The sequence below is a fragment of the Microbacterium sp. CFBP9034 genome, assembly GCF_034045255.1.
Classification (GTDB): Bacteria; Actinomycetota; Actinomycetes; order Actinomycetales; family Microbacteriaceae; genus Microbacterium.
The window spans coordinates 1681732-1695464 of record NZ_JAXCWC010000001.1 but is presented as its reverse complement, the minus strand read 5'-3'; the positions used below and the strand labels follow the sequence as shown (position 1 = coordinate 1695464).

The 13733-nt window shown below is 71.8% G+C and carries 13 protein-coding genes and 1 tRNA gene; 5 read left to right on the top strand and 9 right to left on the bottom strand.

Annotated features, from left to right (window positions below; all coding sequences use genetic code 11):
- Window positions 1-17: 17 nt before the first annotated feature.
- The 3 genes from SOM19_RS07635 to SOM19_RS07625 are packed head-to-tail and all read right to left on the bottom strand — an operon-like array spanning window position 18 to window position 2949.
- Entirely contained in the window at window positions 18-950 is a 933-nt protein-coding gene (locus SOM19_RS07635; RefSeq protein ID WP_320485937.1) for a type II secretion system F family protein, read from the bottom strand.
- On the bottom strand, window positions 947-1804 hold the full coding sequence (locus tag SOM19_RS07630) for a type II secretion system F family protein (RefSeq protein WP_320485936.1): 858 nt from the start codon (window positions 1802-1804) through the stop codon (window positions 947-949). The genes SOM19_RS07635 and SOM19_RS07630 overlap by 4 nt, the downstream gene beginning before the upstream one ends.
- The gene (locus tag SOM19_RS07625) at window positions 1801-2949 is read right to left on the bottom strand and encodes a TadA family conjugal transfer-associated ATPase (RefSeq protein WP_320485935.1); all 1149 of its coding nucleotides are present in this window, start codon (window positions 2947-2949) and stop codon (window positions 1801-1803) included. The genes SOM19_RS07630 and SOM19_RS07625 overlap by 4 nt, the downstream gene beginning before the upstream one ends.
- Before the next feature lie 101 nt (window positions 2950-3050).
- Between SOM19_RS07625 and SOM19_RS07620 the strand changes: the two genes are divergently transcribed.
- The 3 genes from SOM19_RS07620 to SOM19_RS07610 all read left to right on the top strand — a co-directional run bounded on the left by SOM19_RS07620 (window position 3051) and on the right by SOM19_RS07610 (window position 4243).
- On the top strand, window positions 3051-3263 hold the full coding sequence (locus SOM19_RS07620; RefSeq protein WP_320485934.1) for a PLDc N-terminal domain-containing protein: 213 nt from the start codon (window positions 3051-3053) through the stop codon (window positions 3261-3263).
- 62 nt (window positions 3264-3325) lie between these two features.
- Window positions 3326-3407 (top strand) — tRNA-Leu (locus SOM19_RS07615).
- Between the two features lie 56 nt (window positions 3408-3463).
- The gene (locus tag SOM19_RS07610; RefSeq protein WP_320485933.1) at window positions 3464-4243 is read left to right on the top strand and encodes a DedA family protein; all 780 of its coding nucleotides are present in this window, start codon (window positions 3464-3466) and stop codon (window positions 4241-4243) included.
- A 20-nt stretch (window positions 4244-4263) separates the two neighbouring features.
- Here SOM19_RS07610 and ku read toward each other — a convergent pair whose 3' ends face one another.
- Together ku and SOM19_RS07600 are read right to left on the bottom strand one after the other, a co-directional pair.
- Window positions 4264-5202, bottom strand: a complete 939-nt coding sequence (ku, locus tag SOM19_RS07605) for a non-homologous end joining protein Ku (RefSeq protein WP_320485932.1) — start codon at window positions 5200-5202, stop codon at window positions 4264-4266.
- 33 nt (window positions 5203-5235) lie between these two features.
- Window positions 5236-6465: an aminoglycoside phosphotransferase family protein gene (locus SOM19_RS07600; RefSeq protein ID WP_320485931.1), complete on the bottom strand. Its 1230-nt coding sequence runs from the start codon at window positions 6463-6465 to the stop codon at window positions 5236-5238.
- A gap of 62 nt (window positions 6466-6527) precedes the next feature.
- On the opposite strand from SOM19_RS07600, the gene SOM19_RS07595 reads away from it, so the two are divergent.
- A complete protein-coding gene (locus SOM19_RS07595; RefSeq protein ID WP_320485930.1) occupies window positions 6528-9074 on the top strand; it encodes an ATP-dependent DNA ligase in 2547 nt (848 codons plus the stop codon).
- On the opposite strand, the gene SOM19_RS07590 is transcribed toward SOM19_RS07595, so the two are convergent.
- The 4 genes from SOM19_RS07590 to murI all read right to left on the bottom strand — a co-directional run bounded on the left by SOM19_RS07590 (window position 9071) and on the right by murI (window position 12354).
- Window positions 9071-9991, bottom strand: a complete 921-nt coding sequence (locus SOM19_RS07590) for a cation diffusion facilitator family transporter (RefSeq protein WP_320485929.1) — start codon at window positions 9989-9991, stop codon at window positions 9071-9073. The two genes, SOM19_RS07595 and SOM19_RS07590, sit on opposite strands and share 4 nt — an antisense overlap.
- Before the next feature lie 85 nt (window positions 9992-10076).
- Complete coding sequence (gene rdgB, locus SOM19_RS07585; protein WP_320485928.1) at window positions 10077-10721, bottom strand: RdgB/HAM1 family non-canonical purine NTP pyrophosphatase; 645 nt, start codon at window positions 10719-10721, stop codon at window positions 10077-10079.
- Between the two features lie 17 nt (window positions 10722-10738).
- Complete coding sequence (gene rph / locus SOM19_RS07580; RefSeq protein ID WP_320485927.1) at window positions 10739-11500, bottom strand: ribonuclease PH; 762 nt, start codon at window positions 11498-11500, stop codon at window positions 10739-10741.
- 26 nt (window positions 11501-11526) lie between these two features.
- Window positions 11527-12354: a glutamate racemase gene (murI, locus tag SOM19_RS07575; protein ID WP_320485926.1), complete on the bottom strand. Its 828-nt coding sequence runs from the start codon at window positions 12352-12354 to the stop codon at window positions 11527-11529.
- Window positions 12355-12395: 41 nt separating this feature from the next.
- On the opposite strand from murI, the gene SOM19_RS07570 reads away from it, so the two are divergent.
- Window positions 12396-13727 carry a nicotinate phosphoribosyltransferase gene (locus SOM19_RS07570; protein ID WP_320485925.1) on the top strand — a complete coding sequence of 444 codons (1332 nt, stop codon included), beginning with the start codon at window positions 12396-12398 and terminating at the stop codon, window positions 13725-13727.
- Window positions 13728-13733: the final 6 nt, after the last annotated feature.

Genomic DNA, 13733 nt, shown 5'->3' with positions numbered 1-13733 from the left:
GTGCGGAGGTTGGGGCGTCAGGCGATGCCGAGTCGAAGCATGAAGACTCCCGGGAACACGGCGAACAGCACGCTGAGCGGGAGGATGAGGAAGACGAGTGGGACGAGCATGTAGATCTCCTTGCGACCCGCGCGCTCGATGAGATCCCGCTTGGCGTCCTCGCGCGCGTCGAGCGCCTGCGCATGAAGAACCTGGGCGAGCGGGGCGCCGCGATCGATCGCCGCGACGAGCTGATCGACGGTCCGGGCGAGCGCCGAGATCTGCAGCCTGCGCGCGAGGGTCGTCAGCGCCTCGGGCAGCGAGGAGCCGGTGCCGACGGCGACCACGACGCCGCGCAGCTCTGCCGTGAGCTCGCCCGCACCGACGTCACTCACCCGGCGGAGCGAGTCCAGGATCCCCTCCCCGGCCGAGAGGCACAGAGCGAGGAACTCGAGCACGGTCGGCAGCTCCTCCTGGATGCGCGCCACGCGCGCCCGCGCGGCCCGGCTGAGCCACGCGTCGAAGCCCAGGGCGGCTCCGACGGCGCACAGCGGCGGGATCATCGCCAGCGAGGCCGAGCCGCGCCCGAGCAGGACTGCGGCCACGACGACCAGTCCGCCGACTCCGAGTCCGGCGATCGCCCACGCGAGCTGCCGGCCGCGGAAGGCCGCGGCATCCGTGGGCCATCCCGCCTGACGAAGCCGCCGCGAGATCGACGCATCGCCCCCGGCCGCCTGGGCGAAGCGGGTCTGCAGCGCCTGCCACGCGAGCACCGCGTCGCGGCGGACCGGTGCGGGCGTGAGTCCCAGCCCGCGAGGGTCGGTGACGTCGCGGATGTACGGCGCGATCCGGTTCGCCAGGCTCGGCGCTCCCCATCGCGGTGCCAGGGACAGCAGCAGGCAGACGCCGACGCCCAGGGCCGACCCGAGGACGATCGCGAAGGCGAGGTCGTTCCCCCCGAGGGCGCTCATCCGAACCACCGCCGCGGCTCGGGCAGCCGACCGAGCCGGATCATGAGCCGGTAGGCGACGAAGGACACCGCTGCGCCCGCGAGGATGAGGACGATCCCCTCCGGGCTCCCGTAGGCGCGGGCTCCCTCGGGACGCAGCGCGAGGAGCGCCAGCACGACCCAGGGTGCGGCGACGCCGAGCACGGCCGCGCCGCGGATCCACGACTGCCGGGACTCGACCTCGGCCCGTAGTGCGGCGTCGGCGCGCACCGAGCCGGCGAGCGCCCGCAGCACCGGGGTGAGCTCCGTTCCGCCGACCTGACGGGCCATTCGGAGGGTTTCGATGATCCGGTCGGCGACCGGGTCGGACAGGGCGACTTTCAGCCGCTGGGCGCTCGAGTCGAAGTGCCCCGACGCCGACACGTCTCGGGCGAACGCGGCGAAGGCAGGGCGCAGCTCGACGGGAGCGGAGTCGGACAGGCTCGCCACGGCGTCGGGCAGCGACATCCCCGCACGCACAGAGGCGATGAGATGGTCGCACACGTCCGGCCAGAGCGCCCGTCGTGTGCGCAGCAGCCGTGCCCGGCGCGCCCGCAGCCACGCGAAGGGTGCGACCGCCCCGGCGACCGCGGCAACGAGGCTGAGGGCGGCGACCTGGGCGATCAGCCAGGCGACGGATGCCGCCACGACCGCACAGCTGATCGCGACGACCACGACCGACCCGGGCGACACGCGCGAGAGGCCCGCGGCCTCGAGCAGTCGCGCCGTGCGCCCGCTCGCGACGGCCGGGGCTCTGCGCCGGTCCGCCGGCCACAGCCAGGGCGAGAGCGCGAGCAGGATCCCGGCCGACAGCACCGCGCCCCAGACGAACGTCACGGCGCCACCCGGTAGAGCGTCCGCGCGACAACGGCCGCCTCCTCCACCCCCGTGGGCTCGACGATCTCGACGACGCGACGGACGCCCGAGGCGTCGCGCTCGCAGTGGACCACGAGATCGACGGATGCCGCCACCGCGGGAACCACGAAGGCCGCATCGATGTTGCGCCCGGCGAGAAGGGGCAGCGCCGCGAGCTTGCCGAGGGCCTCCCGCGCGGAGTTGGCGTGGATCGTCGCCGCACCGGGGACGCCGGTGTTGAGGGCCAGGAGCAGGTCGAGCGCCTCAGCGTCACGCACCTCGCCGACCACGAGCCGGTCGGGACGCATGCGCAGCGCCTCCTTGATCAGCCGTCGCAGCGACACCTCGCCCGTGCCCTCGAGGCTCGGCTGCCGCCCCTGGAGTGCGACGATGTCTGGCGCGGACACGGCCAGCTCGAAGGTCTCCTCGACCGTCACGATGCGATGGTGCGGCGGGCAGGCCGCGATCAGCGCCCCCAGCATCGTCGTCTTGCCCGCGTGCGTCGCGCCCGACACGAGCACCGAAGCACCGCGCGCCATGGCGGCGCACAGCAGGTCGGCGGCGGCCGGGGCGAGCGCGCCGGCCGCGACGAGTCGATCGAAGTCGCGGAACGCCGGCAGGAACTTCCGGACGTTGACCGCCCAGTGACGCCGGGTGATGTCGGGGATGACCACGTGCAGGCGCGATCCGTCCGGCAGCGACGCATCGACGAACGGCTGGCTGAGGTCGACGCGGCGACCGCTGGACTGCAGCATCCGCTCCACCAGATCACGCACGGCCGTGTCGGTGAGCGTCAGGGGCGTGCGCTCGGCGACGCCGCCGCGCGCGACGAAGATGCGGTCGGGGGCGTTGATCCACAGCTCCTCGACGGTGGGGTCGTCGAGGTAGGGCTGCAACGGCCCGTACCCGGCGACGGCCGCGAGCACCTCGCGGACGCAGGCCGACTCGTCGTCGACCGGCGCGAGCCCCCGGGCGAGGGCGAAGTCGTTGTGCCGGCGCACCTCGGCGCGCGCGATGTGCGCCGCGAACTCGGGGTCGCGGGACGGATCCGCGTGCTCGGCCCGGAGTCGCTCCCGCACGCGCTCGGCGACGAGCGTCGCGGGCGGCGATGCGATGGATGCGGGCACCGAAGCATCCTCGCAAGTCGGGCAAGCGGCATCCCGAAGTTATCCACAGGTGCGCGCCCGCCCCGTGCGGGGCAGGATGGACGAAGAGAGAAGGAGCAGACATGACGCACTCGAAGAAGGACATCTCGCCGGGCAGCCGGGTCGCATTCGGACTGGTGGGCATCGTGCAGGTCGTGCTCGCCTTCCTGGCGTTCTGGGACCTCGCCCACCGCGACGCCGACGAGGTGCGCGGGCCCAAGCCGGCGTGGATCCCGGCGATCCTCGTCAACTGGATCGGACCGGCTTCCTACTTCCTCTGGGGCATCCGCCGCTGACCGTCGAACGGGGGTCAGCCCCACAGCCCGCGCACAGTCGGCTCAGTAGACTGAACGCACTCGCGGGAGTGGTGGAATTGGCAGACACGCAGGATTTAGGTTCCTGTGCCTCCGGGCGTGTGGGTTCAAGTCCCACCTTCCGCACGTAGCCGCCTTCGCGGTGCACACCGCCGACCGCTCCGACCGACGGGAACCACATCTTGCACGACATCGCCCTCATCCCCTGGCTCGACCCTGCGGGCATCATCGCCTGGGCCGGCCCCTGGGCTCTCGCCGTCGTCTGCTTCATCGTCTTCGCCGAGACCGGGCTGCTCATCGGGTTCCTGCTCCCGGGCGACACGCTGCTCGTCATCTCCGGCCTGCTGTCGCACCCCCAGGAGGGCGCGCCGAACGGCATCTTCGGCATCAGCGTCTGGTGGGTCGCTCTGCTCATCGGCCTCTCGGCGTTCGTCGGCGGCGAGGTCGGCTACCTCATCGGCCACAAGGGCGGCCCGGCGGTCTTCGAGAAGAAGGAGTCGGGGGTGTTCAGCGTCAAGAACGTCGAACGCACGAACGCCTTCTTCGAGCGCTTCGGCGGACTGACGATCATCCTCGCCCGCTTCGTGCCCATCGTGCGCACGTTCGCGCCGGTCGCGGCGGGCGTCGGCCACATGCACAAGGGCAAGTACACGCTCTACAACTTCATCGGCGCCGTGCTCTGGGGCTTCGGTCTGACGATGTTCGGCTACGCGATCGGGTTCATCCCGTGGGTCGCGCACTTCGTCGAGGAGTACATCGACGTCATCCTGCTGGTCGCCGTCGGCGGCACCGCCATCGTCACCCTGTGGCACTACCTCAGCGAGCGCCGCAAGGCCAAGAAGGCCGCCGCCGCCGGTGAGGACGTCGTCACGGACCACACCGAGGCCGAGGCACTCGTGCTCGACCCGGAGGTCTTCGAGCGGGGGCCCGAGCACCACGAGGGCGACGCGCCCAAGAGCTGAATCGGCGTCGAGACCCGCGGTCAGGAGGCCTTCGCGGTCTTCTTCGCCGCGGGCTTCTTCGCTGCCGGCTTCTCGGACGCAGCCGCTGACTTGTTCGCCGCAGTCTTCTTCGCGGGAGCCTTGGCCGGGGCATCCGATTTCGACCCGGTCTTCGCACCGCCGCCCTCGCGGGCCGCACGCGACTTCTCGACGCTGGCGCGGAGCGCAGCCATGAGGTCGATGACCTCGCCGCCGGTCTCCTCCTCCTCGTGGTCGCCGAAGGTCTCGGTGGTGTCGAGGGCGTCGCCCTTCTCGAGCTTGGCGTCGATGAGGGTGCGCAGCTCCTCCTGGTACTCGTCCGTGAACTGCGAGGGGTCGAAGTCGCTCGCGAAGCTCTCGACGAGGGATGCCGACAGCTCGAGCTCCTTCGCCGAGATCCGGACCGACTCGTCCAGCGCCGGGAACGCGGCCTCGCGCACCTCGTCGGCCCACAGCAGCGTCTGCAGCACCAGGACGTCGCCGCGCACGCGCAGGGCGGCCAGGCGCGTCTTCTGCCGCAGCGAGAACCGCACGATCGCCGTGCGATCGGTCTGCTCGAGGGTCTTGCGCAGCAGGACGTAGGCCTTCGGCGACGCGGAGTCCGGCTCGAGGTAGTACGCCTTGTCGAGCGTCAGCAGGTCGACCTGCTCGCTGGGCACGAATTCGACCACGTCGATCTCGCGGCTCTTCTCGGACGGGAGCGACCCCAGGTCGTCCTTGGTGAGCACGACGGTCTTCTCGCCGTCGTCGTAGGCCTTGTCGATGTCGGAGAAGGGGACGACCTCGCCGTCGATCTCGCACACCCGCTGATAGCGGATGCGCCCGCCGTCCTTGTTGTGCACCTGATGCAGCGACACGTCGTGGTCCTCGGTCGCCGAATACACCTTCACCGGCACGTTGACCAGACCGAAGGTCAGCGCGCCCTTCCAGATCGCCCTCATCACACCAGTGAACACCGGTCGGACCCGTCACGGCTAGTGCGAGCCGGACGCTTGCTCGACGGCCATGGCTGTGCGACGCAGCCATTCGGACGGGTCCCTCGCGTGATAGACGTGCTCGTCAGGCTCGATCCGGTCGAGGAAACCCTGATAGATCACGGCCTGACGCAGGGCCGCGACCGGACCGATCAACATCAGCGCGCGGGCCGGATCACTGCCGGGGACGGCGTCCTGCCAGGCGGCGAGCCAGTGGTCGATGACGGGCTCGGCATCCGCTTCGGGCATGCGCTCGGTGAACGCGGCGACGTCGAGGAGCGGATGCCCCATCCCGCTGTCACCCCAATCGAGCAGGGTCATCCGTGCGGGCGTGCCACGGACGTTGCCGGGATGGAAATCCCCGTGCACGAGGCCGTCCGGCAGTCCACAGTCCTCGAGACGCCCCGCGCCCGCGTCGAGCCCGTCGATCAGCCGCTCGATGGCCCGGCGCTCCGCCGCCGTCAGGTCTTCGGCCGAGCTCTCCAGGGTGTGCGCGGCCCCGGCCGCGAGCGCCGGGAGACGCCAATCCGGGAGGAGCCCGCGTACCGCGGCGAACGCTTCGTCAGCGGCGGTCGCGCGCTGGATGCCGACGAGCAGATCGATCATGCGCATTGCGACAGCGCCGCCCGCTCCGTACAGGTCCTCGCCGGGGATCTCGTCGAGCAGGCAGATGCCGTCGGTGCGATCGAGCAGCCGCGGGACGTCGAACCCGCGCAGCCCCTCCAGCACGGCCCCCTCGTGCGCGAAGAACGACGGCACCGCCTTGAGCCAGGCCGCACCACGGGCGTGCGGGAGCCGCCACAGCGAGGACAGGTTCCACGACCGCACCTGCTCGGGCTCGCCCGTGAGCGGCACGCCGGCGGTGGCGAGCGCCTCGATCGCCCACTCCAGCTGCCGTGCCGGGCCGCCGGGCCGCGCCCATGGCTGGCGCAGCTGCTCGTCCACGAAGTCGCCGGGGTCGGCGGGTGCGAGCGCGACCGCTCGCACCGCGGACGCGGAGTCGGCCTCGGCGCCGTACCGGAGGTGCCACACGCCTTCGTTCTTGACCGCATCGATCAGACGGAGCACGGTGAGCTCGAGCGCCCACGCGCGACGCGCGAGGGCGACCAGCGGCCTCGTGTCGCTCCAGCCGGGAGCGCGGCGCATGCGCACCTGCGCGGTGCTGCCGAGCGGAACGCCTTCGGGGGTGCAGAGCGCGAACGAGACCATGCAGTGCTCGATCGACGCCATGAGGCGCATGCTAGCGCGCGGCGGCGTTCGTGCGACCCCCGCCGACACGGCAGGATGGGCGCATGGCGCAGCCACGGGGCAAGTCCGCCGAGCAGCTCGTGAGCATCGGCGGGCGTCGCCTGCGCGTGACGAACCTCGACAAGGTGCTCTACCCCGAGACGGGCACCACCAAGGGCGAGGTGATCGACTACTACACGCGCATCGCGCCGCTGCTCATCCCCCATGTCATCGGGCGTCCGGTCACCCGCAAGCGCTGGCCCGAGGGGGTCGGCACAGACGATGAACCCGGCATGGTCTTCTTCGCGAAGGACCTCGAACGCGGCGCGCCGTCGTGGGTGAAGCGGATGCCGATCCCCCACTCGACGGGCACCAAGGACTATCCCCTGGTCGGCGACGTCCCGACCCTCGTCTACCTCGCGCAGGTGGCCAGCCTCGAGCTGCACGTGCCGCAGTGGCGGTTCACGCCCGACGGCGAGCGCGGACCCGCCGACCGCCTGGTGCTCGACCTCGATCCCGGACCCGGTGCCGGGCTCGCCGAATGCGCGATCGTCGCAGGCTGGGCACGGACGATCCTCACCGGGATGGGGCTCGAGCCGTACCCGGTCACCAGCGGCAGCAAGGGCATCCACCTCTACACGGCGCTGCCGCCCGGGCAGACCACCGAGCAGGCGTCGATGATCGCCAAGGAGCTCGCCCGGTCGATCGAAGCCGACCACCCCGACGTCGTCGTCAGCTCGATGAAGAAGACGGAGCGCCACGGCAAAGTCCTCATCGACTGGAGTCAGAACAACGGCGCCAAGACCACGATCGCGCCGTACTCGCTGCGCGGCCGGTCGCACCCCACCGTGGCCGCGCCGAGATCGTGGGACGAGATCGAGGCCCCGGGCCTGCGGCATCTGCTGTTCGAGGAGGTCCTCGAGCGGATGGACGAGCTCGGCGACCCGATGGACGCCCTCGGCTTCCACGCCGGCGGACGCGAGGCGGAGTCCGGCCCGCTGTCGTCGTACATCGCCAAGCGCAGCGCGTCGCGGACGCCCGAGCCGGTGCCGGAGAACCCGCTCGGCGCGACGCCCCACGGCGAGAAGCCGATCTTCGTGATCCAGGAGCACCACGCGACGGCGCTGCACTGGGACTTCCGGCTCGAGCACGACGGCGTGCTGGTGAGCTGGGCGGTGCCGCGCGGCGTTCCCCCCTCCTACAAGCGCAACAACCTCGCGATCATGACCGAGGACCATCCGATGTCGTACGCGTCCTTCGAGGGCACGATCCCGGCGGGCGAGTACGGCGGCGGCTCGGTCACGATCTGGGACGACGGCCGGTACGAGCTGGAGAAGTGGCGTGACGACGAGGTGATCGCGACCCTCGAAGGGCGTCCCGGCGGCCCCCTCGGGCGCGTACGGCTGGCGCTGATCCGCACCGAGGGCGAGGGCGAGAAGTCCAGCTGGCTCCTGCACCGGATGAAGACGGATGCCGCGGGCCGGCCGCAGCCCGACGGACAGCCGGTCCATGCGAGCCCGCAGGCCGACGAGCCGCGACCCGCACCGGCGCCCCGCACGCGCCCCCGCGTCGCCCCGGACGCCCGCGTTCCCCCGGAGTCCGCGACCTCCGCGGTGTGGCCGCCGAGCCCGGATCAGCTGCGACCGATGCTCGCGACGTCCTCGACCCCCGCGCTCGCCCGTCAGGCAGCCGCCCGCTGGGGTGATCAGGCCTGGGCCGAAGCGAAATGGGACGGCATCCGCGCGGTCGGCGCCTGGGACGGAACGCGACTGCGCCTGTTCGCCCGCAGCGGGAACGAGCTCACGCACCGCTACCCCGAGCTGACCGACATCGACATCGGCCTCGGCGACGAGCCGGCGGTCGTGGACGGCGAGCTCGTCGCACTGGAGCCGGACGGGCGCCCGAGCTTCCCGCTTCTGCAGACGCGCATGAACCTCGAGCGCGCCGGCGACATCGCCCGCGTCGCCCGCCGGACGCCGGTGCGCTACTACCTGTACGACCTGCTGGTGCACGGCGGAGCCGACATCACCTCGTCCCCGCTGCGTGAGCGGCGCCTCGCCCTCGAGCGCCTCGCCGCCGGCGCCATCCCTGCGCTCAGCATCCCCCCGGTGTTCGACGACGTCGACGTGGCCCTCGAGACCAGCACGCGGCTGCGGCTCGAGGGCATCATGGTGAAGGATCCGGCGTCGCGGTACCTGCGGGGGGTCCGGTCGGAGTCCTGGCTGAAGGTCAAGATCACCGCCACCCAGGAGGTCGTGATCGCCGGCATCCGTCCCGGCAAGGGCGGGCGCAGCGGCACCTTCGGCTCGCTGCTGCTGGGCATCCCCGACGACGACGGTCTCCGGTACGCCGGCCGGGTCGGCACCGGCTTCAGCGACTCCGCCCTCGCCGCCCTGCTGCGCGCACTCACCCCGCTGCGCACCGAGGAGAATCCGCTCGTCGGCGTGCCGCCGCTCGATGCCCGCGATGCGCTGTGGGTGCGCCCCGAGCTCGTGGGCGAGGTCGAGTACGGCGAGTTCACGCCCGGCGGCATCCTTCGGCACTCGCGCTGGCGGGGCCTGCGTCCCGACAAGCGGCCCGACGAGGTGCGCCGGGAGGACCGACCGGGCTAGGCGTGCGCGTCGTGCTCGACGTGCCCCGCGGGCTCGAGCTGGAACGTCGAGTGCTCGACGTCGAAGTGCTGCGAAAGGCAGGTCTGCAGGTCGCCGAGGATGGCCGACGCGCGGCCGTCCCGCATCGCGGCGTCATCGACCACGACATGCGCCGAGAACACCGGCGCGCCGCGCGTCAGCTGCCAGACGTGAACATCGTGCACATCGACGACGCCGGGGGTCGAGCGGATGTGCTCGCGGATGTCGCGCACCTGGGTGCCCTGCGGGACCGACTCCGCGAGGACGGAGACGACCTCGCGCAGCAGGCCGACGGCACGCGGGATGATCATGGCGGCGATGAACAGCGACGCGATCGCATCGGCCTGCACCCACCCCGTCGTGACGATCACGACGGCGGCCACGATCACGGCGGCCGAGCCGATGAGGTCGCCGAGCACCTCCAGATACGCACCGCGCACGTTGATGCTGCGACGCTGGGCCGAGCTGAGCAGCCACATCGCGACGGCGTTGGCCACGAGACCCACGACCGCGACGACGAGCATGAGTCCGCCCGCCACCTCGACGTCACCGGGGTCGAGCAGGCGCTGCACGCCCTCGACCGCGACCCAGCCCGACAGCGCGATCAGGATGATGCCGTTCACGAGGGCGCCGAACACCTCCGCGCGCTGATACCCGAACGTGCGGCGGTCGTTGGCGGGTCGCGCGGCGACCGCGGTGGCCACGAGGGCGATCACCAGGGCGGCGGCATCCGTGAACATGTGCGCCGCATCCGCGAGCAGCGCCAAGGATCCGGAGAGCGCGGCGCCCACCACCTGCACGATCATCACGACGGTGGTGATCGCGAGCGAGAACGCGAGCAGCCGTCGGTTGCTCGCCCCGCGGATGCCGCCCTCCTGGGCGCTCGCGTGATCGTGCATGAGGCCAGGGTATGCCCCGCACCGGCCGAGCGAACGCTGATCGGCGCAGTCGGGAATGAGTGTGATTCTCAGTCCCGGCAAGCGCTCACAATCCGGTCAGCAGCGGTGCGAGCAGGGCGAATGCGCGAGCGCGGTGGGATGCCGCGTTCTTCTCGGCGGCGGACCACTCGCCGACCGTGCGCTCGGCGTCCGCGGGCTGATCGTCGGGGATGAAGACGGGGTCGTAGCCGAAGCCGCCCGCGCCCGACGCCTCCCGCGCGAGGCGGCCGGGCCAGCGGCCCTCGACGACCTCTTCGCTCGACGCATCGCCCGGCACGACGAGCGCGATCGTCGAGACGAACTGCGCCGTGCGCTGCGGATCGCGGATGTCGGACAGCTGGTCGAGCAGCAGCTCCACGTTGGCCGCGGCATCCTTCGCGTGTCCGGCCCAGTACGCGGAGAAGACGCCGGGAGCCCCGCCCAGCACGTCGACGCAGATGCCGGAATCGTCGGCGAGTGCCGGAAGCCCGGTGTGCGCCGCCGCCGCACGGGCCTTGATCAACGCGTTGGCGGCGAACGTCACACCGTCCTCGACGGGCTCCGGGCCGTCGTACGCCACGACCTGCAGGTCGGGCCGGGTGGCCGCGACGATGGCCTGGAACTCCTCCACCTTGTGCGGGTTGTGGGTGGCGAGCACGATCTGGCGTGCAGTCCCGGGTGCCGCATCGGCGGCGGCCACGGCATCCGCCATGTCCGACGGGTGGGCGTTCACGCGTCGCCGCCCGCGGACAGCGCCGTGAGCTGGTGCTCCCGGAGCGAGGCGCAGCCGGCGACCCCGAGGTCGAGGAGGGCGTCGAGCTCGCGCTTGTCGAAGGGCGCGCCCTCCGCCGTGCCCTGCACCTCGACGAAGAGCCCGCGCCCGGTGACGACGATGTTCATGTCCGTCTCGGCGCGCACGTCCTCGACGTAGGCGAGGTCGAGCATCGGTTCGCCGTCGATGATGCCGACCGAGACGGCCGACACCGAGTCGATGAGGGGAACCGCCTTCTGGCCGATGAACTTCTTCGCACGACCCCACTCGATCGCGTCCGCCAGCGCGACGTAGGCGCCGGTGATCGCGGCGGTGCGGGTGCCCCCGTCGGCCTGCAGCACGTCGCAGTCGATCACGATCGTGTTCTCGCCGAGCGCCTTGGTGTCGACGACGGCCCGCAGCGCACGGCCGACCAGCCGCGAGATCTCGTGGGTGCGGCCGCCCACGCGGCCCTTGACGCTCTCGCGGTCGTTGCGGCTGTTGGTCGCACGCGGCAGCATCGCGTACTCCGCCGTCACCCAGCCCTTGCCCTTGCCGGTGAGCCACCGGGGCACGCCGTTGGTGAACGAGGCGGTGCACAGCACCTTGGTGCCGCCGAACGAGATGAGGGCGGACCCCTCGGCGTGGCTGCTCCAGCCGCGCTCGATCGTGATGGGACGCAGCTGGTCGACGGTGCGGCCGTCGGCTCGCACGAGATCGGCGCCGGTGAGTTCGGTCATGGGTGGTCTCCTCGGGTGGGGATGCCTCAGCCGAGGCGCGGGGGAAGTTGGATGGCGCCGGTCTGCACGAGCTGGACCTCTCGCACCTCGCGGCCCATGAGGCGGTGGGCCAGCCGCAGGAAGTCGTCGGCGGACGCGCCGGTGGCCTCGTAGACATGGGTGGGCGAGGCATCCGGACCCGCGAGCAGGTCGCGGGAGACCAGCTGACGGTAGACGTCCTTCGCGGTCTCGGTGTCGCTCGAGACGAGCGAGACGTCGGGACCCATCACGTAGCTGATCGCGCCCTCGAGGAACGGGTAGTGCGTGCAGCCGAGCACGAGGGTGTCGACGCCGGCGTGGCGCAGCGGTGCGAGGTACTCCTCGGCCATGGCGAGCACTTCGGGCGACTCGGTGACCCCGTCCTCGACGAACTCCACGAAGCGCGGGCAGGCCTCGGCGAACACGGTCAGGCGCTCGTTCACCTCGAGCATGTCCTGGTAGGCGCGCGAGCCGATCGTGCCCACCGTGCCGATCACGCCGATGCGGCCGTTGCGGCTCGTGGACATCGCGGTGCGGACGGCGGGGCCGATCACCTCGACCACGGGGACGTCATAGCGCTCGCGCGCGTCGCGCAGCATCGCGGCCGAGGCGGTGTTGCAGGCGATCACGAGCATCTTGACGCCCTGGTCCACCAGCGTGTCGAGGATCTCGAGAGAGTAGCGCCGCACGTCGGCGATCGGCTTCGGGCCGTACGGGGAGTGCGCGGTGTCGCCGATGTAGAGCAGCGATTCGCGGGGAAGCTGGGCCGAGACTGCCCGTGCCACGGTGAGCCCGCCGACACCGGAGTCGAAGATTCCGATGGGAGCGTCGTTCACGATCGTCCAGCCTACGCCAGCCCCTGGCTAGGCTGACCCGCATGAGCGACTCCCGGAGCACCGCCCTGCACACCGATCGCTACGAGCTCACCATGCTCGACGCGGCTCTGCGCGACGGCACCGCCGATCGCCGCTGCGTGTTCGAGCTGTTCGGGCGCCGGTTGTCGGGCGGACGCCGATTCGGCGTGGTCGCCGGCACGGGGCGGCTGCTGAGCCTGATCCGCGACTTCCAGTTCGGCCAGGACGAGCTGCGCTACCTCCGCGACGAGCGGGTGGTGGATGCCGCGACCCTCGACTTCCTCGAGGGCTACCGTTTCAGCGGCTCGATCACCGGCTACCGCGAGGGCGAGCTGTACTTCCCCGGCTCCCCCATCCTGACCATCGAGGGCAGCTTCGCCGAGGCCGTCGTGCTCGAGACTCTCGCGCTGAGCGTGCTGAACCACGACTCCGCCGTGGCCACCGCCGCCGCGCGGATGAGCATCGCCGCCGGCGACCGCCCGCTGTCCGAGATGGGCTCGCGCCGTGCCGGGGAGTCGTCCGCCGTGGCCGCGGCGCGCGCGGCGTACATCGTCGGCTTCGGGGCGACCTCGAACCTGGAGGCCGGGCGCCGGTGGGGCATCCCCACGATGGGCACCGCGGCCCACTCCTGGACCCTGCTGCACGATACCGAGGAGCAGGCGTTCCGGTCGCAGATCGAGGCGCTCGGCGTCGACACGACGCTGCTGGTGGACACCTACGACACCCGGGAGGGCGTCGCGACCGCGATCCGCGTCGCCGGCACGGGCCTCGGCGGCGTCCGCCTGGACTCCGGCGATCTTCCGCTCGTCGCCGCCGACGTCCGCGCCCAGCTCGACGAGCTCGGTGCGACAGGCACCCGCATCACGGTCACCAGCGATCTCGACGAGCATGCGATCGCGTCGCTCGCCGCCTCCCCCGTCGACGCCTACGGCGTGGGAACGTCGGTCGTGACGGGCTCCGGCACCCCGACCGCGGGCATGGTCTACAAGCTGGTGGCCCGCCAGGACTCCGCGGGCGGCTGGGTCGCCGTGGCGAAGGCCTCGACCGACAAGGGGTCCAAGGGCGGGCGCAAGGCCGCCTTCCGCACCCTGGACCGCGGCACGGCCACGAGCGAGCTCATCGTCGTCTCCGACGGCTTCGAGGAGATCGCCACGGCCGCATCTCACCCGGACGCGCGCCCCCTGCAGGTCACGCTCATGACCGCGGGCGAGCCGGATGCCTCGCACGAGGGTCGGCAGGGCGTCGAAGCGGCCCGTGCTCACCACGCCTTCGTGCGGGAGGAGCTGCCGGTGCGGGGACTCGCGCTCAGCCGGTCCGACCCGGTGATTCCGACGGTGTACGCCGACGCGGAGTGACGCGCC